This window comes from Nitrospira sp. NS4, from assembly GCF_049546785.1.
Taxonomy (GTDB): domain Bacteria; phylum Nitrospirota; class Nitrospiria; order Nitrospirales; family Nitrospiraceae; genus Nitrospira_D.
The window spans coordinates 685,454-711,061 of sequence record NZ_JBMWAN010000002.1 but is presented as its reverse complement, the minus strand read 5'-3'; the positions used below and the strand labels follow the sequence as shown (position 1 = coordinate 711,061).

At 61.6% G+C, this 25,608-nt stretch carries 22 protein-coding genes and 1 other RNA gene; 4 read left to right on the top strand and 19 right to left on the bottom strand.

Translation table 11 applies throughout. The features are described from left to right. Positions 1-73 precede the first annotated feature (73 nt). Positions 74-1,435: an APC family permease gene (locus ACO9S2_RS07985; RefSeq protein ID WP_423721436.1), complete on the top strand. Its 1,362-nt coding sequence runs from the start codon at positions 74-76 to the stop codon at positions 1,433-1,435. Positions 1,436-2,182: 747 nt separating this feature from the next. Here the strand turns inward: ACO9S2_RS07985 and ACO9S2_RS07980 are convergent. Then, entirely contained in the window at positions 2,183-3,001 is an 819-nt protein-coding gene (locus ACO9S2_RS07980) for a polyphosphate kinase 2 family protein (RefSeq protein ID WP_423721435.1), read from the bottom strand. A 360-nt stretch (positions 3,002-3,361) separates the two neighbouring features. Between ACO9S2_RS07980 and ACO9S2_RS07975 the strand changes: the two genes are divergently transcribed. Continuing rightward, positions 3,362-3,850 (top strand): macro domain-containing protein, encoded by a 489-nt coding sequence (locus ACO9S2_RS07975; protein WP_423721434.1) that lies wholly within the window; start codon positions 3,362-3,364, stop codon positions 3,848-3,850. Positions 3,851-3,875: 25 nt separating this feature from the next. Here the strand turns inward: ACO9S2_RS07975 and ACO9S2_RS07970 are convergent, their stop codons facing one another. Together ACO9S2_RS07970 and ssrA are read right to left on the bottom strand one after the other, a co-directional pair. Then, complete coding sequence (locus ACO9S2_RS07970) at positions 3,876-4,883, bottom strand: SUMF1/EgtB/PvdO family nonheme iron enzyme (RefSeq protein WP_423721433.1); 1,008 nt, start codon at positions 4,881-4,883, stop codon at positions 3,876-3,878. 422 nt (positions 4,884-5,305) lie between these two features. After that, positions 5,306-5,655, bottom strand: a transfer-messenger RNA (tmRNA) gene (gene ssrA / locus ACO9S2_RS07965). Between the two features lie 221 nt (positions 5,656-5,876). On the opposite strand from ssrA, the gene ACO9S2_RS07960 reads away from it, so the two are divergent. Beyond that, positions 5,877-6,548, top strand: coding sequence for a class I SAM-dependent methyltransferase (locus tag ACO9S2_RS07960; protein WP_423721432.1), 672 nt, complete (start codon positions 5,877-5,879; stop codon positions 6,546-6,548). 48 nt (positions 6,549-6,596) lie between these two features. Here ACO9S2_RS07960 and ACO9S2_RS07955 read toward each other — a convergent pair whose 3' ends face one another. The 4 genes from ACO9S2_RS07955 to ACO9S2_RS07940 form a co-directional block, all read right to left on the bottom strand. After that, entirely contained in the window at positions 6,597-7,544 is a 948-nt protein-coding gene (locus tag ACO9S2_RS07955; RefSeq protein ID WP_423721431.1) for a rhodanese-like domain-containing protein, read from the bottom strand. Positions 7,545-7,565: 21 nt separating this feature from the next. Then, positions 7,566-9,200, bottom strand: a complete 1,635-nt coding sequence (locus ACO9S2_RS07950; RefSeq protein ID WP_423721430.1) for a hypothetical protein — start codon at positions 9,198-9,200, stop codon at positions 7,566-7,568. Positions 9,201-9,344: 144 nt separating this feature from the next. Beyond that, on the bottom strand, positions 9,345-10,226 hold the full coding sequence (locus tag ACO9S2_RS07945; protein WP_423721429.1) for an MBL fold metallo-hydrolase: 882 nt from the start codon (positions 10,224-10,226) through the stop codon (positions 9,345-9,347). A gap of 3 nt (positions 10,227-10,229) precedes the next feature. Then, entirely contained in the window at positions 10,230-11,285 is a 1,056-nt protein-coding gene (locus ACO9S2_RS07940; RefSeq protein ID WP_423721428.1) for a methyltransferase, read from the bottom strand. Positions 11,286-11,316: 31 nt separating this feature from the next. Here ACO9S2_RS07940 and ACO9S2_RS07935 point away from each other — a divergent pair, with 31 nt between their 5' ends. Next, complete coding sequence (locus tag ACO9S2_RS07935; RefSeq protein WP_423721427.1) at positions 11,317-11,496, top strand: hypothetical protein; 180 nt, start codon at positions 11,317-11,319, stop codon at positions 11,494-11,496. On the opposite strand, the gene ACO9S2_RS07930 is transcribed toward ACO9S2_RS07935, so the two are convergent. From ACO9S2_RS07930 to ACO9S2_RS07875, 12 genes are all read right to left on the bottom strand, one after another. Continuing rightward, on the bottom strand, positions 11,483-11,872 hold the full coding sequence (locus ACO9S2_RS07930; protein WP_423721426.1) for a RidA family protein: 390 nt from the start codon (positions 11,870-11,872) through the stop codon (positions 11,483-11,485). The two genes, ACO9S2_RS07935 and ACO9S2_RS07930, sit on opposite strands and share 14 nt — an antisense overlap. 24 nt (positions 11,873-11,896) lie before the next feature. Beyond that, the gene (locus ACO9S2_RS07925; RefSeq protein WP_423721425.1) at positions 11,897-12,847 is read right to left on the bottom strand and encodes an NmrA/HSCARG family protein; all 951 of its coding nucleotides are present in this window, start codon (positions 12,845-12,847) and stop codon (positions 11,897-11,899) included. Between the two features lie 115 nt (positions 12,848-12,962). Then, positions 12,963-13,694: a glucose 1-dehydrogenase gene (locus ACO9S2_RS07920; RefSeq protein ID WP_423721423.1), complete on the bottom strand. Its 732-nt coding sequence runs from the start codon at positions 13,692-13,694 to the stop codon at positions 12,963-12,965. A 12-nt stretch (positions 13,695-13,706) separates the two neighbouring features. Then, positions 13,707-14,312 (bottom strand): nitroreductase family protein, encoded by a 606-nt coding sequence (locus ACO9S2_RS07915; RefSeq protein WP_423721422.1) that lies wholly within the window; start codon positions 14,310-14,312, stop codon positions 13,707-13,709. 5 nt (positions 14,313-14,317) lie between these two features. Beyond that, positions 14,318-15,730, bottom strand: coding sequence for an efflux transporter outer membrane subunit (locus ACO9S2_RS07910; RefSeq protein WP_423721421.1), 1,413 nt, complete (start codon positions 15,728-15,730; stop codon positions 14,318-14,320). A gap of 1 nt (position 15,731) precedes the next feature. Then, positions 15,732-18,905: a multidrug efflux RND transporter permease subunit gene (locus ACO9S2_RS07905; protein ID WP_423721420.1), complete on the bottom strand. Its 3,174-nt coding sequence runs from the start codon at positions 18,903-18,905 to the stop codon at positions 15,732-15,734. 3 nt (positions 18,906-18,908) lie between these two features. Then, positions 18,909-20,144 carry an efflux RND transporter periplasmic adaptor subunit gene (locus tag ACO9S2_RS07900; protein ID WP_423721419.1) on the bottom strand — a complete coding sequence of 412 codons (1,236 nt, stop codon included), beginning with the start codon at positions 20,142-20,144 and terminating at the stop codon, positions 18,909-18,911. A 99-nt stretch (positions 20,145-20,243) separates the two neighbouring features. Beyond that, a complete protein-coding gene (locus ACO9S2_RS07895; RefSeq protein ID WP_423721418.1) occupies positions 20,244-20,558 on the bottom strand; it encodes a hypothetical protein in 315 nt (104 codons plus the stop codon). Positions 20,559-20,568: 10 nt separating this feature from the next. Next, positions 20,569-21,534 carry a VTT domain-containing protein gene (locus ACO9S2_RS07890; RefSeq protein ID WP_423721417.1) on the bottom strand — a complete coding sequence of 322 codons (966 nt, stop codon included), beginning with the start codon at positions 21,532-21,534 and terminating at the stop codon, positions 20,569-20,571. Positions 21,535-21,556: 22 nt separating this feature from the next. Then, positions 21,557-22,690, bottom strand: a complete 1,134-nt coding sequence (locus ACO9S2_RS07885) for an alkene reductase (protein WP_423721416.1) — start codon at positions 22,688-22,690, stop codon at positions 21,557-21,559. A 231-nt stretch (positions 22,691-22,921) separates the two neighbouring features. Then, a complete protein-coding gene (locus ACO9S2_RS07880; RefSeq protein ID WP_423721415.1) occupies positions 22,922-25,381 on the bottom strand; it encodes a heavy metal translocating P-type ATPase in 2,460 nt (819 codons plus the stop codon). Then, positions 25,378-25,596 carry a heavy-metal-associated domain-containing protein gene (locus ACO9S2_RS07875; protein WP_423721414.1) on the bottom strand — a complete coding sequence of 73 codons (219 nt, stop codon included), beginning with the start codon at positions 25,594-25,596 and terminating at the stop codon, positions 25,378-25,380. Before ACO9S2_RS07875 ends, ACO9S2_RS07880 begins: the two co-directional genes overlap by 4 nt. Between the last annotated feature and the right edge of the window lie 12 nt (positions 25,597-25,608).

The following is a 25,608-nucleotide window of genomic DNA, read 5'->3' as shown; positions in this document are numbered from 1 at the left end:
AGGCTCATGCGAAAAGAAAGGCAGACATCTGTGGCTTGCCTCGTGGGCGATTTCCGCGCATCATGCCGCAACCATGCCGTCCACTTCATTGCGCAGTGAAAACTCCCCACACCTTCGCATCGGCTGGTTCACCGCCTCCTGCGTGCTGGTCAGCAACATCATCGGGGGCGGCATCTTCACGACCACCGGCATCATGGCCCGCGATCTCGGCGATCCGCTGCTGATTCTCCTCCTGTGGCTCATGGGAGCGCTGTTCGCGGTCGGCGGAGCGATGATCTATGGAGAGCTGGGCTCGCGTCTGCCCCATGCCGGCGGGGACTACGTGTACCTGCGAGAAGCCTACGGACCGCTCATGGCCTTCCTCAGCGGCTGGACCTCGTTTACCATCGGCTTCGGCGCAGCTGTGGCGGCCTCGGCCATCAGCTTCTCCTCCTATGCCCTCCGCATCGTCCCGATCCAGGATGAACAAGGCTTGGTGGCGAAAGGCCTCTCGCTCACGCTCCTCTGGAGCGCGACCTTCATCCATTGTCGAGGCGTTGGAGCAGGCGGCCGCCTGCAGTTGCTCCTCACGACTACGAAAGTCCTCGCGATCGGAGGACTCATATTGGGCGGACTCTCGGCAGTGATCGGGCAGGGGCACCCTCTCTTCACCGAACCCACTGTACAGAAACCGACGCTTGGCGCAGCCGCCATCGCGCTGGTGATCGTGACCTACTGCTATCTCGGGTGGAACGTCGCCGGCTACATCGCCAGCGATATCGCCGACCCTCAGAGGACTTTGCCCAGGATCATGATCGGGGGAACGGCATTCGTCGGAGTCGTTTATCTCTTACTGAACGTTGTGTATGTGTCAACCCTCTCTATCACAGAGCTGGCCCGGGAGCCGATTGTGCCGGTGGCGGAGAAAGCCGCCGCGGCCCTGTGGGGGCCGCAGAGCGGGCGGTTGGTCGCCGCCATTCTCTGTCTCTCTATCGCGGGAGCGGTCAGCGCCATGACCTGGGCGGGACCCCGCGTCTATTGGGCCATGGCCCGTGACGGCATGATCAGCCCCTGGCTTGCCCAGGTCCATCCTAGAACCGGTGCGCCTGCCTGCGCGATCGTCTTCCAAAGCCTCTGGGCTTCGCTCTTGATTCTGAGCGGCACCTTCGAACAACTGCTGGTTTACAGCGGCCTCGTCCTCTCGCTCTTCATGGCCTTGACCCTCTCCACCATTTTCCGCCTCCGCCGAACATCCGCCCCGCACGGCCAGTCCTACTGCGCGCCGCTCTATCCCTTGTTACCCGCAATGCTCGTCACAGGAGCCGGCGCCCTGGTGATCTACAGCGTACTCGAACGACCGGCAGAATCGCTCTACGGCGCGGCAACCATTCTCAGCGGCATCCCGCTCTACTTCTTCTGGCGCAGCCCTCATAAGATCCACACTCGTAAGCTCTGATGAGGCTCGTCAAAAAGTTCTCCAAACAAGGCGGCAGCAAGCGAGGCAGGGTGAGGTTGAGCGATGATCGGCTTCTATTTTCTCAGCCCGACCTCAGCCTTTAGAAAAACTGGCGGGCTTTTTCAGCCTCCACAAAAAACAGCACGGGCGACCCTGCACTGTGGTTGGAGGTCGCCCGTGAGTGGCGCTTAGGACGCCGAGTGATTAGCTTTTGTGTGCGGCCCGTGAGACCTGCGCGAAGCAAGTTCAGAAGACTTCTCGTCTGGGGAGACTTGGTCAACCCCAGGGAATTGAGTTCCTTGCGCCGGTGAACGGCACTCCATAAAAGTCTGGCTGGAATCCTGTCGATTTCAGGTGCCGTGAGGCACAGCCAGTGGAGAACCGGCTGGCACAACCGACGAGAAGCCTACCCTTGCATCGGTAGGCCTGACGGACCAGGTGGCGTTGCGTCGCTCATACCCACCCTCCTCTCTGATGAAATCACCGGGAGACCTGGATAGCAGCCGCGCGGTCTGCCCGATCTCCCGCACTTCGGTAAATCATGGGCCGCAGTTCTCCTCCTACGCCCATTAGAAAACCCTGTCAATGGGAAGAAGAGACTTTTTCATAAAATAGTTTCGGCATACGCGATGCCATACAAGATCAGACCTTCACCGGGTAATTGCCGTCAGGAGATGCAGTCATGGGCAGGTTCCCCTACGACCAGAAAACACTACATAGATATGGGCACATCCGACCCGGCTGCCTCTAGACAATCTTGAGCTTGGAGAAGTCGACGCCTTCGGGCGCCGGCGGCGTCTTGAGATTCATGCCGTCCAGCGCTCCAACGACCTGATCCGCGACGACGAGGTTGCGATACCACTTCCGATTGGCAGGCACGACATACCAGGGCGCGCACTTCGTGCTCGTGGCTGAAATGACATCCTCAAAAGCCTTCATGTAGTCATCCCAGAACTTCCGTTCTTCCAAGTCCCCGGAGTCCCACTTCCAGCGCTTTTCTGGATCGGCGACGCGGGCTTCGAGTCGCTTTTTCTGTTCGTCTTTTGAGATGTGGAGGAAGAATTTCAGAATACCCGTCCCATTTTCATACAAGAGCTCCTCGAATTCCTTAATCTGGTTGAATCGCTGTTTCGTGACCTTTTCGGACACCAACCCATGCACCCGTGTGACGAGCACATCTTCATAGTGCGACCGATTGAAAATACCGATGTAGCCCTTCGGCGGAGCCTCGCGATGGACCCGCCAGAGAAAATCGTGCGACAATTCCTCCTGGGACGGGACCTTGAAGGCCACAACCTTGCATCCCTGCGGGTTCACACCCGACATCACGTGTCGAATCGTCCCGTCTTTGCCGCTGGTATCCATCCCCTGCAGCACGATGAGCAAGGACCTGGTGGCATTGGCGTACAGGCGCTCCTGTAATCCATCCAGTCTCGCGATGAGTTGAGCCGTTTCCGCCTTGGCCTTGTCTTTCTCCTGATCCGTGTTCTTGTAGTGTCCGGTCTCATCCGGATCAAAGTCCTTCAACAGCAATTTGCTTCCGGACTTCACCTGATAGTGGGTCATGGTGATGGTACCCCTTCCTCTTTCGTTCTTATAGAAGTCCTGAGCATGACTACCTTACGCCGAACACTTCAAAGATGGAACAGAAGGAGAGAACCGGAGGGGGAGCTGCTGTGTAAGACTTAGGGAAGCACACACCTGAATCACAAGGCCACGCACCCCACGAATTACGAGAACGGCCGGGCCTCATCCCTCATCAGGAAACATATCCGCCCGTAACAGCAAACGGCGGCACTTCGCCAAAGGACCAACTTAATGCGGACACAGGTGGTCCGCGAGAACTTTTTCTCAGCCCCGATTGACCACGCGGAGAAGAAGCCTTATTGATATGCGAACACTCATCACCTCAATAAGGAGTACGCAATGATCACAGAAGTGACAGGGGATTTGCTCTTATCCAAAGCGGCCGCGATTGCCCATGGGGTCGCGCCCCACGACGATTTCAAGCAAGGCCTGGCGTTATCGCTTCGTGAACAATGGCCCGGGATGTACAAAGACTTCCGGCACTATTGCCAAACCTACAATCCCAAACCGGGAACCTTGTGGAGCTGGAAGGGACCTGGGTCGCCCGTCATCATTAATCTGTTTACCCAGGAAGCGCCGGACGGCCATCAGAGCAAGCCGGGGAAAGCGACCATCCCTAATATCAATCACGTCCTCCAGGCCCTGAAGAAAGAAGTACAGGCACAACAAGTCACAAGCCTGGCTCTGCCGAGGCTGGCAACGGGAGTGGGAGGATTGACGTGGGATGAGGTGCAACCCCTGATCCAATCGACGCTGAAGGACCTTGGCATTCCCGTCTATGTGTACGCGACCTTTAAGAAGGGAGTCGCAGCGGCAGAGCAAGCCTGAGCCGAGGTAGCTGTATACGGACAGGCTAAGGAAGCTTGGGAACATCCTGCGCACAGCGGAAGCCGACATTCGGGTCCTGTTCCGTGGGATCTCCCTTGGTACGAAACGAAGACCGCAGCCGGTAGGGGTTGTTGATGTACGATCCGCCGCGCTGCGCCTTCGCCGTCCCTTCACTCGGACCGCGAGGGTTGATCGCCGGATTTTTCGCGAAGTTCGTGTAAAACTCCTCGTCGTACCAGTCCATCACCCATTCATAGAGATTCCCGGCCAGATCGTGCACGCCATAGGGGCTCTTTCCTTTATCGCGGTTGCCGATCGGCGAGACGGTCTCAGCGCCGCCTTCCTTCAGCCCAAACACCGCATGGGCTGGAGTGGGGGGGTCATTGCCCCAGGGATAGGTCCTTCCATCGGTACCACGAGCCGCCTTCTCCCATTCCGCTTCCGTCGGTAACCGTTTGCCCGCCCACAAGCAGTAGCCCGTCGCATCCATCCAGCTCACCCAACGCACCGGCCGATCCGCCTGGACAAGGGGCGTGTCCTTATCCGCAAACCCCCAGGGAGGCTCACTCTGAACGGCCTCGACAAATTTCGCAAAGCGCCCATTCGTCACTTCGAACTTATCCAGATAGAACGCATCCAGATAGACACGATGGATCGGGGCTTCGTCTTCATCACCCTTGTCGCTCCCCATCGTAAACTCACCCGCTGGCACCAAGACCATCGGTGCGCCATCCTTGCCGGTGATGTCGGCAGGAAGAGGCGGTGCGGGAACCGGTTTCGCTCCGCCAACATTGTTCGCGGGATGCTGTGGTTTCGTGGCCGGCTTCGGTTCCGCCTCGACCGCTTTTGGTTTCGGGACTATAGGCTGTGGGGCCTGAGCGGGAGCCGGCTCTGTCTTTGCGGGAGGAGGCACGGGAGTCGTATCGGTCTTTTGTGCCGCCGGCTCGTTCGCCAGTGCAGACACCGGTCCGGTTGAACCGGTCGAGACCAAGCCCGTTAATGCCAGGACCCCTATCGCTCTGATCCACACCATAGGCACTCCTACCGATCCGGGAAACGCCGCTCAGTCAGAGTACCCAAATAGGCGGGAACAAATCCAGCGCAGACAAAACATCAGCGAAGATTCTTGAGACCGGAAGAAGCACGGAAGCATCGTGGTTCTGGGGACACCCTTCGCAAGGTATCTGTACTGAACATGCGAGGCAAACAAGAGGGGTGTATGAAGAACACTGGTGGCACTTATCCGCTGGTCTCCATCGGAAGGCCAGCGGGCCGCACCAGGTGCGGCATCAACGCACGAACGACTGGATGGTTTTCTCCCGTCGCCCAGAGCCATCATAGTGGTTCCGGGTCGAGCGAATGTTGCCAGAGCGAGGGACTCACTGAAGGGTTTTATCCGGCGCCTTCAATCACGATAATTCGAAAAAGAGGCGCCGGGTCGCACGAAGTGCGGTTTGGTGGAGGCGAGGGGAGTTGAACCCCTGTCCGAAGATCGTCAGCGCACCGGATCTACATGTGTAGCCGATCGTTTTAATTTCGCGGCCACCCACGCCCATCGGCTGGCTTAGACTGGCCGCTAGCCCAGAAAGTTCTCGTCCTCAGCCGCTGAGCACCAGCCTTGGACCAGCCCGCTGCATCGCGCTCCAACCACCCCCGCGGGCATCAGGTGGAGGAACGTCGCAGTTAATTAAGCTGCGAGTGCCAGTTCTTGATTGGCAGTTGCATTTTCCTAGAGGTTTAACGAGTCCCCAGGAGCTCGACATGCACCGATGACTTCAGTATCCCCGTCGAAACCGGTCGCCCCCTTTCATTCAATTCATGAAACGTAAGGCATGGACTGTGAGAGGCGCAATCCACCGAAAGGATTCATCCGGGCGTTCTGCCACTCTTCACGCCTTTTAAATAGATGCTCATCATACCGCACGGATCAAGGGGATACCAGGACCGCGTGCAATGACTCCTGCCCCAACGTTAGACCGTGAATTGCATGGCTCTGCGATACAGAAGAGTCTATGCTGAACCGTGAATGGCTCTTCACCAACCAGGCTATGAGGTCGAAACCACCGGCTATCGGATGGGAGCGATCCCCTATCAGATTCGAACGCTTCTCGATCGCCGGCAATTCTCAGACCCTGACGGCTGCGCCGAACGGGCCGGCATTTCCTCCGCCTCCTGGCCGATCTTCGGCGTCGTATGGCCTTCAGGGCTGGCGCTCGCAGAAGAGATGTACCGGTTCCCGATCGAAGGCAAGAGCATCCTGGAAGTCGGGTGCGGCATCGGCCTTCCGAGTCTCGTACTGCAACAACGCGGCGCGAACATTACTGCGAGCGACCACCATCCGCTGGCGGAAGAGTTCCTGCGACACAATACCGACCTGAACGGCCTCGCGCCGATCCACTTTTTCAAAGCGGCGTGGATCGAGCCGAATCTGGATCTCGGCCGCTTTGACCTGATCATCGGCAGCGATCTCCTGTATGAGCGGGATCATCCCTCATTACTGGCGGGATTCCTCGCCGATCATGCCAACCCGTCCTGCCAAATTCTCCTGGCCGACCCCGGCCGCAGCCGTTGCGGCCAATTCAGCACCCACATGGCCTCCCAGGGCTATGCACGCACGGAGTGGCGTCTCCGGTTGCCCGAGAAAGAAATGCCATTTTTTCAGGGTCGACTCCTCAGCTTTGTTCGCGTACATGCGTAAGACGCCAGGCAAGAACAGCCCTGCCGGCCCTCGTCTGCCTCCGTACAGTCATAGGCCTGCCACACCTGAACGGCGCTCAAGCGGAAACTTCCGCTCTCGCCAGGCGTCAAGGCCGCCTTCGAGCGGGCGGACCCGATGGACGCCTTTCTTCTTAAGGAGAAACGCAGTCCGGGCGCTCGAAACCTCGTTCGGACAGGAACAATAGAGAACAATCTCGCGGTCGCGAGGAATCTCATGATGCCGATGCTCGATCTCCTCCAGCGTGAAATGGAGCGCGCCGGGGATTCTCTCAGGATCCAGCTCCAACGCGAAAGGATGTCGAACGTCCACAATCGTGATGGGATGCCCGGCATCCATGCGCTGCTTGAGTTCCTCCACGGAGATCTTCGCCATCCGCAGGTCTCGCAAGAACTTCTGTCGATGATAGAACCTGTACCCGATAAATCCGGCAAGACCGGCAGAGGCGACGGCCAGAAGCAATCCGCCGGCCTGGTCAAAGAGCTGAGCGAGCTGTTCCAACTGATTGCTGAAGAGCGCTCCGACTCCGGCACTGAGGCCTGCCCAGACGAGGGCTCCGGCCGTATCGTAGACGAGAAACGAGACGGCACCCATGCCGACGATCCCGGCCAGCGGTGGCGCAACAGTACTGAATCCTGGGACGAACTTCGCCATAAGCAGGGCGCGCGAGCCATGTTGCAGGAACAGGTTCTCGGTGCTCCTCACACATGAGTCCGGTTCGAGAGACATGCGGCAAAGAAACCCCAACACCTTTCCCCCCTTCACACGGCCCAAGTAGTACCAGGCAAGATCGGGAGGCAGCGATGCAGCGACAGGAATCAGCAGCGCCGTTGCCAGGCTCATCTTGCCGGCTCCGACCAGCGCGCCCGCCGCAACCAGCAGAGGGATGGCGGGTATCGGCAGGCCTACTTGCTCGACAAACACGACCCAAAAGAGAACGGAGGCGCCGTGATCGACGAGAAACTGCAAGGCATTCATACAGCCATCCTGTTTACGTCGTCATGCACTTTTGAAGCGCGTCACTTTGGCAAACATGATCGCGAGGAAGGGGAGGGCGAGGCCCAGGAGTAATTGGACGATGAGCAGCGACCCGAGCTGGCTGTAGTCTGCGGGCGTTTGGATCACACCAGTGGCCACATCCTTCACCTCCCGCGTGACAATAAAGATCTCGTTCAGATACTTGGTGCCGAGTTGACTGAAGGAGAGGGCCAGGTTCGTGAAGGAGGCCATCACCGCGAAGAAGGTGGCTTTCAAGTTGGCCGGCGCCGAGTTCGCAATCCAGGCCAGCATGGGGATCATGGAGATCTGACCGAGCGGCGACTCCAGCGCTGTGTCGATCAACGCGATGAACCGCGCATCGACGAATCCCCCGGTCATCCTCGCCGTCCATTCGTGCAAGCCATAGAACATGCTCACAATCGGCAGCGCGAGAAGGGTCCCGATGATGGTGAGAAAGCCCACGACGTACGCGATGGATCGCTCGGCCATGAACCGGCGGAACACAAACATGCCCACCAGCGTCAACGTGCTCCCGATCAGCGAGAGGACCGAGAGAAACTGCTGGTCGAACTTGAGTTGGTCGATCATCCACCAGGTCGCGCCGGGCCCGGAGCCGGGAATCGCGCGGAAGAGAAAGACCACCACCGCCGTACCCACCAACGTGAACCGCTTGTCCGGTTCCAGTTCGCGTACCAGCCTGGCCATGAGGAACAGGACGATGGACATCGAGCCCGCGAAGACGATCTCCTCGCTATAGGCGAAGCCCCCGAACCCGACCGTCAGCGTGAAGAGCACGAAGGCGAGGCTGCCGCCCAGAATCCACCAATTCGGCTTCGTCGGTTCGCCCGACTCTTCCCGCACCTGCACCATCTGCTCGGCCTGCTCGCGCGAGAATCCCTGTTGCAACAGCTGTTGCCGGTGCTGCCTTCTGAGCCACCAGGCCACCCCCAGACCGAGGACCGACACGAAAGGAATGACCAGCGCCATCAGGTAGACCTGCTTATAGAGCCGCACGATCTCTGTTTGCGGCAGCCCTTCGACACCCGTGAATACATAGACATTGATCATCGCCACCAGAATTCCGCCGCCGACAATCGCCACACGGCCCAGCGTCTGCATCGTCGTATGCATGAGCTTGCGCGTCGGCTCGTCGAACGGCCGGCCCCGTTCATCGACGCGTGGAACCGCCTCGACCGTCATCGCATCCGCCACCGCGTCCTGAATGACGTACCCGATGGGGGACAGCAGTGCGCTTATGACGAACCAGACCTCCGCGGGGAGGATGGCCGTCATCGCCTCGCGATTCCCGATCAGCGCCGCCATGATCCCGAGACTGAGGGCTAAGAATCCGGCACCCAACCCCACCAGCCAGCTTTTCCACCGCCACAGGAGATCGACCGTATGTCCGATCGGCATCTTCAGCGCCCAGGGAATGCCGGCCCAGAATCCCAGCGCCGCCAGGAAGGAGGCCGAGAGCCCCAAGTAGTCTTTCACGAAAAAGGTGCCGACGATACCGGTCAACCCGGAAATGCCGTAGGCCATGTAGACCATGAGCGGCGGCAGGTAGGACAACCGCATGTCACGTCCGAGCGAGAGGATATTGCGATCAATCCACTGGGCAAGCGGTGTGAACATCGTTAGCAGGCTACGGAATCCGTCTTATTTCGACCAATATGCTGCTGCATCGCACATCTACACTGAGGTTCCCTCACCCCACAGGAGGCTCAACAATTCCGGCCGGCAACGCGAGCACGCCCTGACGGACTTTTCAGCATCCTGTCAGGACAAGACCGGGGTGATCTGACGCCGTTCGACCAACGCCTGCAACTGCCTGTTCATCTCGTCGCTTGTAAGCCTGATCCGGTCGCCATGCCCGGCCAGGACCCATTCAAACGGGTAGTTGAGCAGTTTCTGGATGGAGTCCACCAGCACGCGCTTCCTCCAGACCAGCCGTTGCGGGGCGCCGAGCCGCTGCTGCGCAGCATCCCACCAGAGATGATCGCCGGTAAACAGAAACCGGTTTTTGTACAGCAAGGCCATGCTGCCGGCCGTATGACCCGGGACTGGAATCGCCAGAAAGTCCGGCGCGAGCAGGACTGCGTCCAGCCCTTCGAGAATCCGCTCGGCATCCGGCACGGCCTCCGCATCGCCGCTGTGAATGATCCGCGTAGCCCCGAAATGCCGGGCGTATTTATCGGCGTCGGCCACGTCGTCTTCGTGCGTGAGGAAGATGCAGGCGATCCCGCCTCTCTGTTCGAAGGCCTCAACCAGATGCTTCACGTAGCGCGGCGAATCGATCAGCCAGTTGCCCGCCGGATGCTCGACGAAGAAACTGTTGGCCCCGAACGACTTCTTCGCATTAAAGCCGCAGAAGAACACCCCGTCTTCGAGCAGGAGAGGAAAGCTCGCCATCGCCGCGTGCAGCGCGCCCTTGTCGCCCTGCTCCGTCCCGATCGAGCCGACCGGACAGGCCAGCAGCGCTTGATAGGCCTGATGGATTTGCCTCTCGCCTTCAGGCTGATGCCGCACGGCTGAGAACTCACCGAATTCCTCGAAGCTGGACGGGGCCAGCTGACGGCAGGTATCGCAGTTGATGCAGGTCGCATCCACGTAGAAGTTGCCCGCCACGTTGGACACCAGCCGGTTCTTCGGATCGGCCATGATCTATTTGATCCCTACCACCATCGAATCGGGTCCGGCAAGCGGCTCCACATAGGTCCTGCGGAACCCCGCCTCTTTCATCCAGCCCCGGCAATCTTTCCCCGTGTAATCGAACCCCCCCGGCGTCTCGATGAGCATATTCAGACTCATGAGGAGACCCAGCGTGTTCGTCTTCCGGTCGTCGTCGATCAGCGACTCGTGCACGATCAACGCCCCGCCTTTCGGCAAGGCATCGTAGGCTTTCCTGAGCAACATCCGTTTTTCTTCAAGATCCCAGTCGTGGAGGATATGACCCATGATGATCACATCCGCCTGAGGCAGGGGAGCGGTGAAGAAGTCCCCAAGATGGAACCGGAGACGCTTCTCCAGCCCCTGCTCCCGCACGTAGGATTCAAAGATCGGCTGCACCACCGGCAGGTCCATCCCGCCGCCGGTCAGATGCGGATGGGCCAGGGCGACCTGCACCGGCACGCCGCCCTGGGCGCAACCCACATCCACAAACGTCTTGTACTGTTTCCAGGGGAATCGTTTCGCAATCGCCCGGGCCGCGCCGAAACTCAACCCCGTCATGGCCTTGAGAAATCCCTCCAGCCTGACGGGATCCGCATAGAGCGCGGCAAAAAAGTTTCCTCCTTCTTTCGCCTCGTTCTGCGGCAACCCGGTGCGCAGTCCGTCCGTCAACGAGCCCCAAAACTTGTACAGCCGCGCATTGCACATCTCCAACATCCCCCCGGCATAGGAGGGTTTGTTCCGATCGAGAAACAGGTTGGTCTCCGGCGTGTTGGCATAGCGGCTGCCTCGTCGCTGCAACATGCCGAGGGACACCAGCGTATCCAGAAAATCCCGGACGCCGCGCGGATGGAGCGACAGACGATCCTGAATCGCGTCGGCGTCCAGCGCCCCCTTGGCCAGCTCCGTAAAGAGTCCCAACTCGATGGCGCTCAGGAGCGTTTTCGACCCCCAAAATCCCATCCCCAACTGCATAATCGCATCGGGCTTCACGGCCGGTTGCTTCCTGGCCTTCGTCGTGTTTGTCCTTCCACGCTGTTTGGCTGCCATAGTCTGCCCCCCTTCCTGCTCAATGAAGGATGTGCCGCGCACGTCTGCGCTCGTCCTCACGATTCGGTTGTGGCCCGATCGGCGGCGAGAAGCTCCTGAGGCCAAGGAGACCGACGAACGGAAACAGCGCGATGAGCCGCTTCCGGATACGCTCCGCGGCCTTCTCATGGAATTGCTGAAGGGCGGTCGCGCGGATGTTACCCCTGACTGACGATCGCGTCGGCTTCGATTTCGACCAGCATGTCCGGATCGATGAGCCGCTTCACTTCCACCATCGTCGTCGCAGGCCTGATATTGCCGAAGACTTCGCCGTGCGCGCGTCCGACTTCCTGCCACTGATCGATATTCGCCATGTAAATTCTGGTCCGCACCACATCGGCCAGGGAGGCGCCGGCCTGCTGCAGCGCCGCTTCGATCGTTTTGAAGGTTTGAATCGTCTGGGCATAGGGATCGCCCTTCCCCGCCAGGCCGGAAGGCGTCATCGCCGTCGAACCAGACACAGAAATATGGGCGCCCACGCGTACCGCCCGTGAATACCCGATTTTGCCTTCCCAGGGACCGCCGGTTGAAATGTTCTGTCGTGCCATCGTCACTCCTTTGGGATGTTCGCGTTATGTGAGAGGGATCCGGCTCTTGTTTTGCGCCAGCCACGCCTCAAACGTCAACAACCCGGGGTTCAAACTCCTCGCCACAGACGGGTTCCGCGCTCCGCAGAACAGGTCGTTGAAATCGCGCTTGAACTGAAACATGTTGCCTAGATCGTCGGCGCCGGGAAATCCGAATCCCCGATACACCTCCGGTGTCACCTCGTTGTAACGCACCGGCTGGCCCAAGGCCTTCGTCATCGCCTCGGCCATCTCAGCGCCCGTGAGGTGCTCGCCGGCAATCCCGACCCTCTTGCCGATATACTCGCGGCCTTGCTTGAAGATGCCGAGCGCGCACTTCCCGATATCCTCCGCGGCAATGCCCGGCAGCTTCTTGTCGGCCATCGGGAGCGTGAGGGCCAAGGCGCCGTCCGGCCCCTTCTTCGGCCCCATCCCGAAGAAAATCATATTGTCCCAATAGAACGAGGTCAGCAGGAACGTCGTCGGCACACCCAGCTTCGTGAACTCCTGGTCGGCCTCGCCCTTGGCATCGAAGTGCGGCACCTTGTACTTGCCCATCAACGTGGGCATCCGGTTGTCCGTCAACGGCACCCGCTTGCGCGTGTCCTCCAGCGTCGACCAGATAGCATGCTGCACGCCTGCCTGCTTCGCCGCGTCGGCCTGCGCCTTCACCTGCGCATATTCCTTTTCCGGCGAGAAATGCTCCCAGAAGTTCGTCAGGCAAAACGCGCCGTAAGCCCCGGTAAATGCCCGTTTCAGACTTTCGGCATCGTCCAGATTGGCCGCCACCACTTCCGCGCCGAGCTTGGCCAAGGCCTTGGCCTTGTCCGAATTCACATCCCGGGTCAGGGCCCGAGCGACGAATCCGCTGCCCGGATCGTTCACAATCGCCCGGACGAGCCCTCCGCCCTGCGCCCCGGTGGCACCCACCACCGCAATCACTTTTTTATCTGCCATTGTTCACCTCCTGAGAGAATGTTCACAAGTCCCGCCAGCCAGGCCAAGGCTGAGGTCAGGGTTGAGGAAGCATTCCGGCGATTTCCCTGAGCCTGAGCCTAAGCCTTGGCCTGCTTTACATCACGATGCCGCCGCCGGCCTGAATATTCTGCCCGGTCAGCCAGCGCGCGTCCTCGCTCACGAGGAAGGCCACAATATCCGCAATGTCGTTCGGCAAGCCGAGCCGTTTGAACGGCGACCACTGAATCCCGAACTGGCGATACTGCTCCGTCAGCACCCCTGTGTCCGTAATACCCGGCGAAACGGCATTGACCGTGATGCCTCGCGGCGCCAGCTCCAGCGCCAAACCCTTTGTGTATTGTTCCAGCGCGGCTTTGCTCCCGAGATGCGCCGTCGCTCCGTAGAAGGTCCTCTGTGTTCCGGCGGTCGAAATATTCACGATCCGACCGCCCTCCTTGAGCGCCTTCGCCGCCTCCTGCATCGCAAAATACGGTCCCTTCGCGTGCAGGGCCAGCACCTGATCGAACTCCGCTTCGGTCATCTCCGCAAGCAGCTTCGGGAGAAACTTCCCCGCATTGTTCACGAGAATGTCCAAGCGGCCGAATTGCTTCACCGTGTCGATCACGAGGCGGCGGGCCTCAGCCACGCGGCTCATGTCGGCCTGCACCGCCACCGCCTTTCCGCCCTTGGCTTGCATCCCCGTCACGACCTGTTGGGCCTTCTCAGCGCTCCTGGCGTAGTTGACCACGACGAGCGCGCCCTCTTCGGCCAGACGTTCGGCGATAGCCCGCCCGATCCCGCTGGACGCGCCGGTCACGATCGCCACCTTTCCGCTCAACGCCGCCATCGGTTCGTCCTCTCACGATCGGGGGAGCGGAAGGGGCACGCCCCACAGTCCTGCGTAGGTCATCTCCACCAGCGGCTTCCGTGCCCGTGGCTTCACCTCGCGCTGCTGCAAATAGTCCGGCAGCACGTTCAGATCGCCGGAATACCCGACCGCGATCATCGCAACCGGCTCATAGCCGGACGGAATCTTGAGCTCCCCGCGCGCCCGCTCGATATCGAATCCCGCCATGGGGTGCCCGATAAGTCCGAGCGCGGCCGCTTGGAGGAGAAGATTCTCAACGGCCATCCCGGTATCGTGAAAGGCATGCCGGTTCGGCTTCGCGTTATCGTTAAAATTCATGCATGCCACAGACAAGATCAAGACCGGCGCGCGGAAGGCCCACTTCCGGTTACCTTCCAGCAGACAGGCCAGGAGTCGATCATAGGCCGGCTGGTCGTGTTTGGTTGCGACGACAAACCGCCAGGGTTGCTCATTGCTGGAAGAGGGGGCCCAACGGGCCGCTTCGAACAGGCTGCGAAGCAACTCCGGTTCAACCGGTCGCTCCGCAAAGGCGCGGGGACTCCACCGGCGTGCAAGCAATTCGTGAATCGGGTAGACCGTCTCAGCCGGATTCTCCATCGGACTTATTCCTTGCCGGCCTCTTTTACCCGCTCCATGTCAGGCGACCAGCCGCCGCCGAGCGCCTTGTAGAGCTGGACCACCGAGACCAAGTGAAGCCGGCGCGACCCTGTCATGGCCAGTTCGGCTTCGAACAGATTGCGGCGAGCCACGAGCACGTCCAGATAGTTGGCGAGTCCGCCTTTATAGCGCAATTCGGCCAGACGCAGCGCGGACTGCAGCGCGTTGACTTGCTGCTGTTGCGCCTTGTTCTGATCACGAGCGGTCCGCACCGACACCAGCGAGTCTTCCACCTCACGCAAGGCGGTCAGGACCGTTTTCTCGTACTGCGCCAGGGCCTGTTTGGATTGGGCCTCCATGGCCTCCTGTTGATAGCCGAGCAACTGTCCGCTGAAGAGCGGGGCGGTAATGCCGCCGCCGCCGACCCCGAAGGACGCGGGATCGGTGAAGAACTTTGAGAGGTGCGGGCTGGCCGTGCCGAGCATGCCGGTCAGCGAGAATTTGGGGAACCGTTCCGCTTTGGCGGCGCCGATCCGGGCGGTCGCCGCGGCCAGTTGCTGCTCCGCGTCGAGCAGATCGGGGCGCCGTTGGAGCAGCTCCGACGGAAGTCCGGCGGGCACCTCCGGCGGAACCGGTTGTTCGTCCAACGACCGGCCGCGTGGGATCGCCTGGGGCTTCCGCCCGAGCAGCACGCTCAACTGATTTTCCGCTTGCACCATCTGCCGTTCGAGTTCGGCGGCCCGGGCCGCGGCGTTCGCCCGCTCGGCTTCAAACTGATCCGTATCCAGTCGGGACGTCAGGCCCTGCTTCAACCGGGCCTGAGCGATGCGGACGGATTCCTCCCACGATTGCAACGTGCGCTTCGCAATATCGAGCTGGGCATCGAACTGCAGCAGGTTGAAGTAGCTTTCCGCAACCCCGCTGACCAGCTGCAAGACGACGGCGCGCCGGTTCTCCTCTTTCGCGAACAGGTCCGCGAGCGCCGCCTCATTGGAGCGCCGGATGCGGCCCCAGAAATCCAGTTCCCAGGTAAGATTCGCCTGCAGATAATAGTTGAACGGGTTGGGAAAGCCGGGGACGAGGAAGACGGTTTTCCGCCCGAACGGCGCATTACCGGTAGCCGCCAGCCCTGGAAGGAAATCGGATTTCGCGAGGAGCGCGCGGGCCTGAAACTCATCGACCGCCGCCACCGCCCGCTGAAGATCTTTGTTCTCGGCCAGCGAGATCTTGATCAACCCCTGGAGCTCTTCATCTTGAAGCAACTCCCACCAGGGCAGGTTGGCCAGCGACGGCGCATCGGCGGGAGCTTCCGCCATCCGGAACCGGTCGCCGGTCTCGGTCTTAGGCCGTTCGTAATCCGGCCCCATCGCACAGGATGCCAGCAGGAACGACAGTCCGAGAGCTATGAACCTCTGCATATCAACGCTCCTCATCGGGTAACAGGTTCGGCGTCTCCGCCGGTCCGGCAGCAGCGACCGCAGCCCGGCGGCGGGTCGTCAGCTTCCGGATTAACACATAAAACAACGGCACGAAGAAGATCGCGAGGAAGGTGGCGGCCAGCATGCCCCCCAGCACGCCGGTCCCGATGGACTGGCGACTCGCGGCCCCGGCTCCCTGCGCCATGACAAGGGGAAACATGCCGAAAATGAAGGCCATCGAGGTCATGATGATCGGCCGGAACCGCAGCCTAGCGGCCTCCGTGGCCGCTTCGATGAGCGGGCGTCCCGCTTCGTAACGGGTGTTGGCAAACTCGACCATCAGGATCGCATTCTTGGCCGAGAGACCGATCAGGGTCACCAGCCCGATCTGGAAGTATATGTCGTTCTCAAATCCCCTGATCCACACCGCCGTCAGCGCGCCGAAAATGGCGAAGGGCACGGCCAGAATGACCGCGAAGGGAACGACCCAGCTCTCGAACTGCGCAGCCAGCACCAGGAACACCATTAAGAGGCCGACGGCGAAAACCACACCGGATTGGCCGCCCACCCGGCGCTCCTGAAAGGAAATGTTGCTGTAATCGATGGAGTACCCTTGCGGCACCAGCACTTCCTTTCCGACTCGCTCCAGCGCTTCGAGCGCCTGGCCGGAACTGTAACCCGGCGCGGCGGCACCCAGCACCATCGCCGTGTTGTACCCGTTGAAGTGATTCACCGGGTCCGGCCCGCTCTGATACTCCGTTGTCACAACGGTATCAAGCGGAATCATGTTCATGCCCTGGGGGCTCTGCGCGCGGACGTAGATTTTGCCAATGTCGTCGGGATTCGCCCGGAACTCGGCCTCGGCTTCCGTCTGCACGTGATAGACCCGCCCGAATTTCACAAAGTCGTTGATGTAGAAGTTCCCGAAGTAGGCTTGCAATGTATCGAAGACATCGGAGATCGGGATGCCGAGCGCTTTGGCCCGCTCCCGGTTCACGTGCGCATAGAGCCGCGGGGAGGAGACACGGAAATTCGTCCCGATGCGGCCTATGGCCGGCTCCTTCTGCGCCCGCTCGACAAACTGCTGCGCGACCGCCGCGAACTTCTTGAAGTCCCCGCCGCTGGGATCTTGCAACTGCGCCGAGAATCCCCCGACCGCACCCACACCGCGGATCGCCGGGGCGTTGAAGGCCAGCAGCAGCGCCTCGGGAATCTTCGCGAACTCGCCATAGGCCGCCCCGATCAGGGCCTTCACATGGTTCTGCGGCCCGGGGCGCTCGTCCCAGAGCTTCAGCGGCACGAACATCGTCGCCGCGTTCGGCCCTCTGGTCCCAAAGACGAAATTCTGGCCTGACATGGCGTCAGTCGAATGGACGGCGGGGTGCCCCTGGAAGAAATGTTCGATGCGGTCGAGCACGGCATCGGTCCGCTGCTTCGAGGCGCCGTCCGGCAATTGCGCCACAACGATGAAATAGCCCTGATCCTCCTCCGGCAGGAAGCTCTTGGGCAAAGCCTTGAAGAGCCCGGCCGACACCACCAGCAGGACCCCGAACAGCAACATGACCATGACGGGTCGTGACAGGAACAACCCGACCACGCGGGAAAATCCCTGTTGTGTTCGCCCGAAGTTTCGATCGAAGAAGGCCCAGAATCCGCCCCGCGCCCCATGCTGGGGCAGCAACACCATCGCGCAGAGGGCCGGGCTCAGCGTGAGCGCGACAAATCCCGACACCGTCACCGAAATCGCGATGGTGGCAGCGAACTGCTTATAGAGCGCCCCCGTGATACCGCCTACAAACCCGACCGGGACGAAGACGGACACGAGAACCAAGACGATCGCAATGATCGGAGACGTGACTTCGCTCATCGCCCGCTTGGCGGCTTCTTTTGCCGACACGCGGTCTTCGCGCATGTGGCGCTCGACGTTTTCCACCACGACGATCGCGTCGTCCACCACGATCCCGATAGCCAATACCATGCCGAACAGGGTGATGGTATTGATCGAGAAGCCCAGGACATACAGGCCGATGAAAGTCCCGATCAGCGACACCGGCACGGCGACGGTGGGGATGATCGTCGCGCGCCAGCTCTGGAGGAACACGTAGACGACGAGCACGACGAGGACCATGGCCTCGGCCAGGGTCTTCACCACTTCCTGAATCGAGACCTCGATAAACCGCGTCGTGTCATAGGGAATGTCGTAGGACACGCCGGGCGGGAAATTCTTCGCCAGCTCATCCAATTGCGCACGGGTCCGGCGCACGGTATCGAGGGCGTTGGCCCCCGGAGACAAAAAGGTCAGGATAAAGGTCGTGGGGGTGCTGTTCCAGCGCCCTTCCAGCGAATAGGACTGGGCGCCCAGTTCGATGCGGGCCACATCCTTGAGCCGGACCGTGGACCCGTCCGGCAGGGCCCGCACGATCAGCTCCTCGAAGTCCTTCACATCGGTCAGCCGGCCCTTGGTGATGATCGGGATCGTCAGCTCGGTGCCCTTCGGCGCGGGCTCCCGCCCGATCGTCCCGGCAGGATAATCGCGATTCTGCTCGCGGATGATCGCCGCGACGTCGCTCGGCATCAGTCCCAGCTTCGCCATCTGCAGCGGATTGAGGATGATCCGCATGCTGTAATTCTGCTGGCCGAATACCATCGCATCGCCCACGCCCTTGACCCGCTTGAGATCGTCCACGACCCGCAGCGTCGCGTAGTTCGAGAGGAAGACGGCATCGTGGCGGGGATCGGTCGACTTCAGCACGACCACCGCCACGAGGTCGGGAGACATCTTCTTGACGGACACCCCCTGCCGGATGACTTCCGTCGGCAGCTGCGTTTCCGCGAGCTTTTCCCGGTTCTGCGTCTGCACCTGAGCAATGTCCGGATCGGTGCCGATCTCGAAGGTCAGCTTGATCGTGACGTGGCCGTCGTTGCTGCTGGTGGAATCGAAATACAATAAATTGTCGATGCCGGGGAGGGTGACCTCGATCGGACGGGCGACCGATTCGGCCGCCACTTCCGCGCTGGCGCCGGGATAGTCCGCATCGATCTGCACGACGGGCGGCGTGATTTCCGGAAACTGCGCGACGGGCAGGAATTGCAACGCCAGCAACCCCATCACCACGATGATGATGGAGACCACAGAGGCCAGAATCGGCCGGTCGATGAAGACGTGTCCCTTCACGCGTTATCCTTGTTTCTGGGCGGGGGAGGGAGGAGCAGCCGCGGGAGCTTCCGCCGGGGCCGGCTCGGCGCCGACCGGGACGGCCGTCACCGGTGCACCAGGACCGATTTTCATGAGCCCGTTCACGACGACCCGGTCTCCGGCCTTCAGCCCTTCGTCGATAAGCCACTGGTCTCCCTTCCAGGTGGAAGCCACCACGTCGCGGATCTGCACTTTTTCATCAGGCCCCACGACATAGACAAACGGCCCCTGTGGTCCCTGCAACACGGCGCGTTGCGGAATCAGGATCGCGTCCGTCTTGGTGTCTCCGGTAAACCGGACCTTCACGAACTGACCGGGCAGCAGCATCCGTTGCGGATTCGGGATGGTGAGACGGGCCTGCCGGGCCCCGGTTTCGGTCCGCAGCCCCGGCTCAAGCAGGTCCAGAACGGCCTCTTCGGGGTATTCGGTCCCGTCCATCAATGTCAGGCGGCCGCGCAATTGATACACGCCCGGGTGATGGATCTTCTTCGATTCGATATCGCGCCGCCGCTTCAAGATGAAACTCTCCGGCACACTGACGACCACAAACATGGGATTGACTTGATGAATGGTCGTGAGCAAATCGGTTTGGGCGGAAACCAGCCGCCCTTCGTAGTAGCGGCTGCGCTCGATCAACCCGTCGATAGGCGCGGTGATCAGGGTGTTATCCAGATCGAACTGCGACTTGATGAGATCCGCCTTCGCGGCCTGCAGGAGCGCTTTCGCCGCCATATCCTCGGCGACCGCATCATCGACATCCTTCTGGCTCACGGCCTGCTCAGCCAGCAGGGGCTTCACCCGGGCCAGGTCCTGCTTGGCCTGCACCACCTTTGCTTCCGCCTGGGCGATCTTGGCCTTCGCACTGGCCACGGCGGCCTGGAAGGGCACCGGATCGATCTGATAGAGCCGGTCGCCTTTCCTGACATCCCGTCCTTCGGGATACAACACCGCCTTGAGCAGGCCCGTGACCTGGGAGCGAATCTCGACCGGACGCGAGGCTTCGGCCTGGCCGATAAATTCCGGCTCGTCGGGAATCGTTTGCGTCGTGACGGTCACCACCTCAACCTGCGCCATCGGCGGCGCGGGCGCTGAACCGGCGTCCGGTTTGCAGCCGGTCAGGGTCGCCAGGACACAAGAGAGAACAAGGGCCATCCTCACGTTTGTGCGCGTCATCATTGGCGTTCCGGCTTCTGTCGACAGGGACAAGTGGCTCTTCATGGATACGTTCTCCTGCGCTCCCGGCGCAATCTTAGTAGTCCGACGGCCAGCTTAGCAAGGCGTACTTCGTCGGCCAGGGACCGGCAATCGGGCGACCCGCTAGCACGAGGGATTCTTCGTGGGACGGTCCGATGGATTGGACCGGCCCGCCGACCGAATGTCCTCCACGATGGACCGGGAGCAACATCCGGCCGCCAGCAGTTCCGCCCCGTCCAGCCATATCCTGCTCAAGAGCCCCTTCCCCTCTTGCTCGATGAATGTGACGCCCGTCAGGTCCACGACAAGGGAGCCGGGGGTCGACTCCTTGCTGTCCCGCCAGGCCCGCTCGAGCTCCCCCACCCATGGACCGGCCAAACGTCCTTCCAGTATGAGCCTCGTGGAGTCCCCGGTCCTGAGTGACGTGATCTTCAACATGTCAGCTTCCTCACACCCTCATTCCCACAACCACGGCAGGACCAGCCTCATACTCACGGCCCGCGCCCGTTCCGCTGTGCCTGCGCCAGGCCTCGATCCCACCGGCCAGCGGCCAGACGCGGGTGAACCCCCGCTTATGCAGGAGGATCGTGCCCTGGGCGCTCGTGACATCCTCCGGGCAGCCGCAGTACAGGACCAGATCGCGATGGCGCGGCAGTTCATGGTGGCGGCGAATCAACTCGTCCAGCGACATCAGGACCGCGCTCGGAATCCCCGGTTCCACCTCCGCACCGGCGCGCGGCCGCAGGTCGATCAGCAGGGGAGGCTCGTCCGTCCGCAGTTTTCCCCTCAGTTCCTCGACCGTGATACGGGGCACGTCGCGGAGCTGCCGGCGACGTGAAACGGCTTTGTGCGCAATGTAGAGGACGAGGGCGCCGATGGCCGCGCCGGTGGCAACCGGCGCGACCTGCTCCGCATAAGTGACGGCCTGTTCGATCTGATCGCTGAACAGATAGCCGATCCCCAGGCCGGACCAGGCCCAGATCAGCGCGCCGAGCCCGTCGTAGAGCAGAAAGAACGGAACTCCCAACCCGACGATGCCGGCGAGGGGCGGCGCAATCGTGCTCAACCCGGGAATGAACTTGGCCGCCACCAGCGAATGGGGGCCGTGCTTGGTGAAAAAATCCTCCGTCCGTCTCACGCAGGAATCCGGTTCCAGGGCGATGCGGCAGAGCACATCGAGCACCCGGCGACCCTGCCGACGGCCCAGCTCGAACCAGATCCAATCAGCCGCGAGCGCGGCTGACACCGTCACCCCGAGCGCGATCCAGAGATTCACATGCCCGGTTCCGGCCAGCACCCCGGCCGCGACCAGGACCGGGAGAGCCGGCAACGGCAGGCCGATCTGCTCGACGAACACGACGGCGAACAACACCAGCGGTCCGTACTCTGTCAAAAATTGAATGGTCTCGTTCATGATGCTCCCGCTGTCGCTGCCTTCAGGACCACCGGCCTCCCGCTGCCAGGGCGCCGACCAACGCCTCGGTGCCGAGCACCGGGTAATCCGTGTATCCCTTCGGTCCCGGCGTGTAGAACGTGGCGGCATCCGGTGGCGCCAGCGGCGCCCCCGACCGGAATCGCTCCACGAGGTCCGGATTCGTGATGAATAAGGCGGCAAAGCCGATGAGGTCCGCGCCTCCGTTGCTGAGCAGCCGATTCGCGCTGTCCCGGTCGAACCCCCCGGTCGCGATGATCGGCCCGTCGAAGATCGGCCTCAGCAGCTTCACCGGATCGAACACACCACCGGTATGGACATCTTTCGGCTGCTGTTGAATATGGAGGTAGGCCAGTCCCAGCGGGCTGACTTCCTCGGTCAGGTGGAGATGGGTCCCGACCGGATTGGCGTCGTGCATGTCGTTGAACGTATTGCCCGGGCTCACGCGGAGGCCGATCTTTGAGGCTGACCCGGCCCCGTCGATCATCGCCTCCAGCGTTTCGATGACGAAACGGGCGCGATTCTGCACGCTGCCGCCGTAGCGGTCGGTCCGTTGGTTGCTGTTCGAGGAAAGAAACTGCATCGGCAGGTACCCGTTCGCCGCATGCAGTTCGACCCCGTCGAAGCCGGCCGCCAGCGCGTTGATCGTCGCCCGACGATACTCCTCGATGACTGAGGGGATTTCTTCCGTGGCCAGCGCCCGTGGCAGACTGTGGGGTTGGGGACCCAACGAGTCCGTGTAGATCGTGCCCAGTGCCTGAATCGCGGACGGAGCCACCGGCGGCCTATAGACCGTCCGGTTGAGCCGGTGCGCGATCCGGCCCGTATGCATGATCTGCAGGAAGATCCGCCCTCCCTTCGCATGGACCGCGTCGGTGATCTTCCTCCAGGCTTCGATTTGCTCAGCCGAGTGAATGCCGGGTGTCCTGGGATAGCCCTGGCCATCCGGGCTCGGCTGGGTACCTTCGGTAATAATGAGGCCGGCCGAGGCCCGCTGTGCATAGTACGTCGCGGCCAGGTCGGACGGCACGCCCGCAACACTGGCCCTGTTCCTCGTCATGGGAGCCATGACAATCCGGTTCTTCAGAGTGAGTCCCCCGATATTCGTCGGTTCAAAGATCGTCGTGGCTGTCTGCATGTTTTTCTCCCCCTTGCTTGTCGTTCTGATCTCTTCTGAATAACCGGATATCTTGGCAAGGGCCGTTCCAGCCCACCTTTCCCGCTTCAATCACACAACTCAACGGAATTACGAATCTTTCTTATTCGATCCCGCGGCAGCCGATGAAGTGCCGAAACTCTTGCCGCCGATATTTCGGCACATGCCGAAGTCTCGGCACTTCTCGATTTCATTTGCACCATATGAACTCACTCACAGCACCCTGGCCTGTTGAAGCCGTAAACTATTGGCCACCACGCTCACGGAACTGACTGCCATTGCGGCGCTGGCCAGGATGGGACTGAGCAACAATCCGAAGTGCGGATAGAGCGCGCCTGCCGCAATCGGAATCCCGACGACATTGTAGACAAAGGCCCAGAACAGGTTCTGCTTCATCACCCCCATCGTCCGGCGCGCCAGCAGAATCGTGGAGACGACCGCCCGCAGATCCGGCCGCATCAAGGTGACGTCGCTCGCTTCCCGGGCAATGTCTGCCCCGGTCCCGACGGCGATACCGACATCGGCTTGAGCCAGCGCCGGCGCGTCATTGATACCGTCTCCGACCATCGCCACCACTTCTCCCGCCTCCTGCAGCCGTTTGATCTCCGCGACCTTCCCCTCCGGCAGAACGCCCGCCACCACCCGGCCGATCCCGCTGATCCGTGCAACCGCCTCCGCAGTCCCCCGATGGTCGCCCGTCAACATGGTAACGGTCAGGCCAAGCTGCTTCAGCCTCGCGATGGTTTCCGGCGAGCCGGGCTTCACCGCATCGGCAACGGCGATCACGGCTGCGAGCCGCCCGTCGATGGCGACATACACCGGCGTGTGTCCCTCCGCCGCACATTGCTCCGTCTTCCCCGCCACAGAGCCAGTGTCGACCGAATAGTCGGCCATCAGCGCGGCATTGCCCACGGCGACGGCATGTCCTTCGACGATCCCGACCGCGCCGCGCCCGCTCAGCGACTCGAACGATTCCACCGTCGTTTGGTCGATCGACCGGGCCTTCGCATAACGCACGATCGCATCGGCGAGCGGATGTTCCGACGAGGCTTCCACGGCCGCGACCAGTCGCAACAGGCTCTGTTCAGTCCAACGGGATCCGTCCTGCAGCGCCAGCTCGGTCACGGACGGAAATCCCTCCGTCACCGTGCCGGTCTTGTCGAAGACGACGGTGGTCACCTGACTGGCCCGCTGGAGCACCTCCCCGCCTTTCATCAGCACGCCGAGCTGAGCCCCTTTCCCGGTCGCCACCATCACGGCGGTCGGCACGGCCAGGCCCATGGCGCAGGGGCAGGCGATGATCAAGACCGCGACCGCGGCGGCGAAGGCCCGGACCGCCGGGGCATCTCCGGCTGAGACGAACCAGACCGCGAAGGTCGCCACCGCCAGCGACAGGACCACCGGCACGAAGATCCCGCTCACGCGATCGGCCAGTTTCTGAATCGGGGCGCGCGAGCCCTGCGCGGCGCGCATCAGCGCCATGATATGAGCGAGGACGCTCCCGGTTCCGACCGTGGTGGCTCTGTAACGGATCGCCCCGGTCTTGTTGATCGTGCCGCCGATGACGCGATCGCCCGCCCGTTTCACAACCGGCAGCGGCTCGCCGGTCAGCATCGACTCATCCACGGAGCCGCTCCCGGAAAGGACTTCGCCGTCCACCGGGATGCGCTCACCGGGGCGGACCAACACCAGGTCTCCGGGCCGGACCTCTTCAACGGGCACGTCGGTGTCGACCTGGTTTCTCAGCACCCGGGCACGTTTCGGCTGGAGAGAAGCGAGGCCCCGCAGGGCAAGGGATGTCTGCCGTTTAGCTCTGGATTCCAGCGCATTGCCCGTCAGAATCAGCGCGATGATCATGATGACGGCTTCGTAATAGAGGTCGGGAGAAACTCCCCGGGAGAGAAACAACCCTGGCGCCACGGTCGCAATGAGTGAATAGAGGAACGCGGCCACGGTGCCCACCGCGACCAGCGTATTCATGTCCGCCGAATGGTGGCGGAAGGAAGCCCAGGCCCGGACATAGAAGTGCCGCCCCGCCCAGGCCATGACCGCGAGCGTGGCCAGAAGCAACGTGAACGAAAGCAGCGCCGGCGCGATCGTGAAGAGCCGGGGAGCAACCGGGATCAGAATCGGTGCCAATGAGCCCATAGCCCATTGCATGACGGGATCATGAGCGGAGCCGGTTCCGGCCCCTCCCATCAGCGGCATCGAGAGGACCATCGCGAGGATGCCGATGGTCCCGCTCACCACCGCCTTGAATCTCAGATTCCGAAACTCTTCGTCCTGTTCCAGATCCCTGGCTTCCTGCTCTTCCACAGCGGTCCGGCCCGGTGCCCTGAGCTCCGCCTCGTACCCGGTGTTCCGCACCAGCTCAACGAGCCTGTCCGGCGACGTGGCGGCCGGATCGTACGTCACAGCGGCGGTCTTCAAGAGCAGGTTCACCGAGGCGTCGAGCACGCCCGGCTCCTGCTCGAGTGTCCGTTGGACCCTGACCTGGCAGGCGGCGCAGGTCATGCCTCCGATGGAGAAACTTGTGCGCTCATGTCCCGTCCGACCCTCGACCCTGGCCCTGTCTGTCTGTGGCCCGCGCCGTTTCGCGAGGAAAAAGTACCAATTGATCCAGGCAATGGCGGCGAGGCCGCCGATGATGACCAACCAATCCATCTTGGTCATGCGGCCCTCCCGGCGTCCTGAACCTCGTAGCCCGCCCGCTTCACCGCCTCAACAATCTCCGTCAGCGTCAGGGTCTCCGGATCGTAGCTCAGATCGGCCTCACCCACTTTCACTTGGCGGACCTGTACCCCGTCCAACCGCGCCAGGGCGTTCCGCACCTGTCCGACACAATGACCGCAGCTCATCCCTTCAATCTGCAGCGTGACCTGGTTCATCGGATCCTCCTT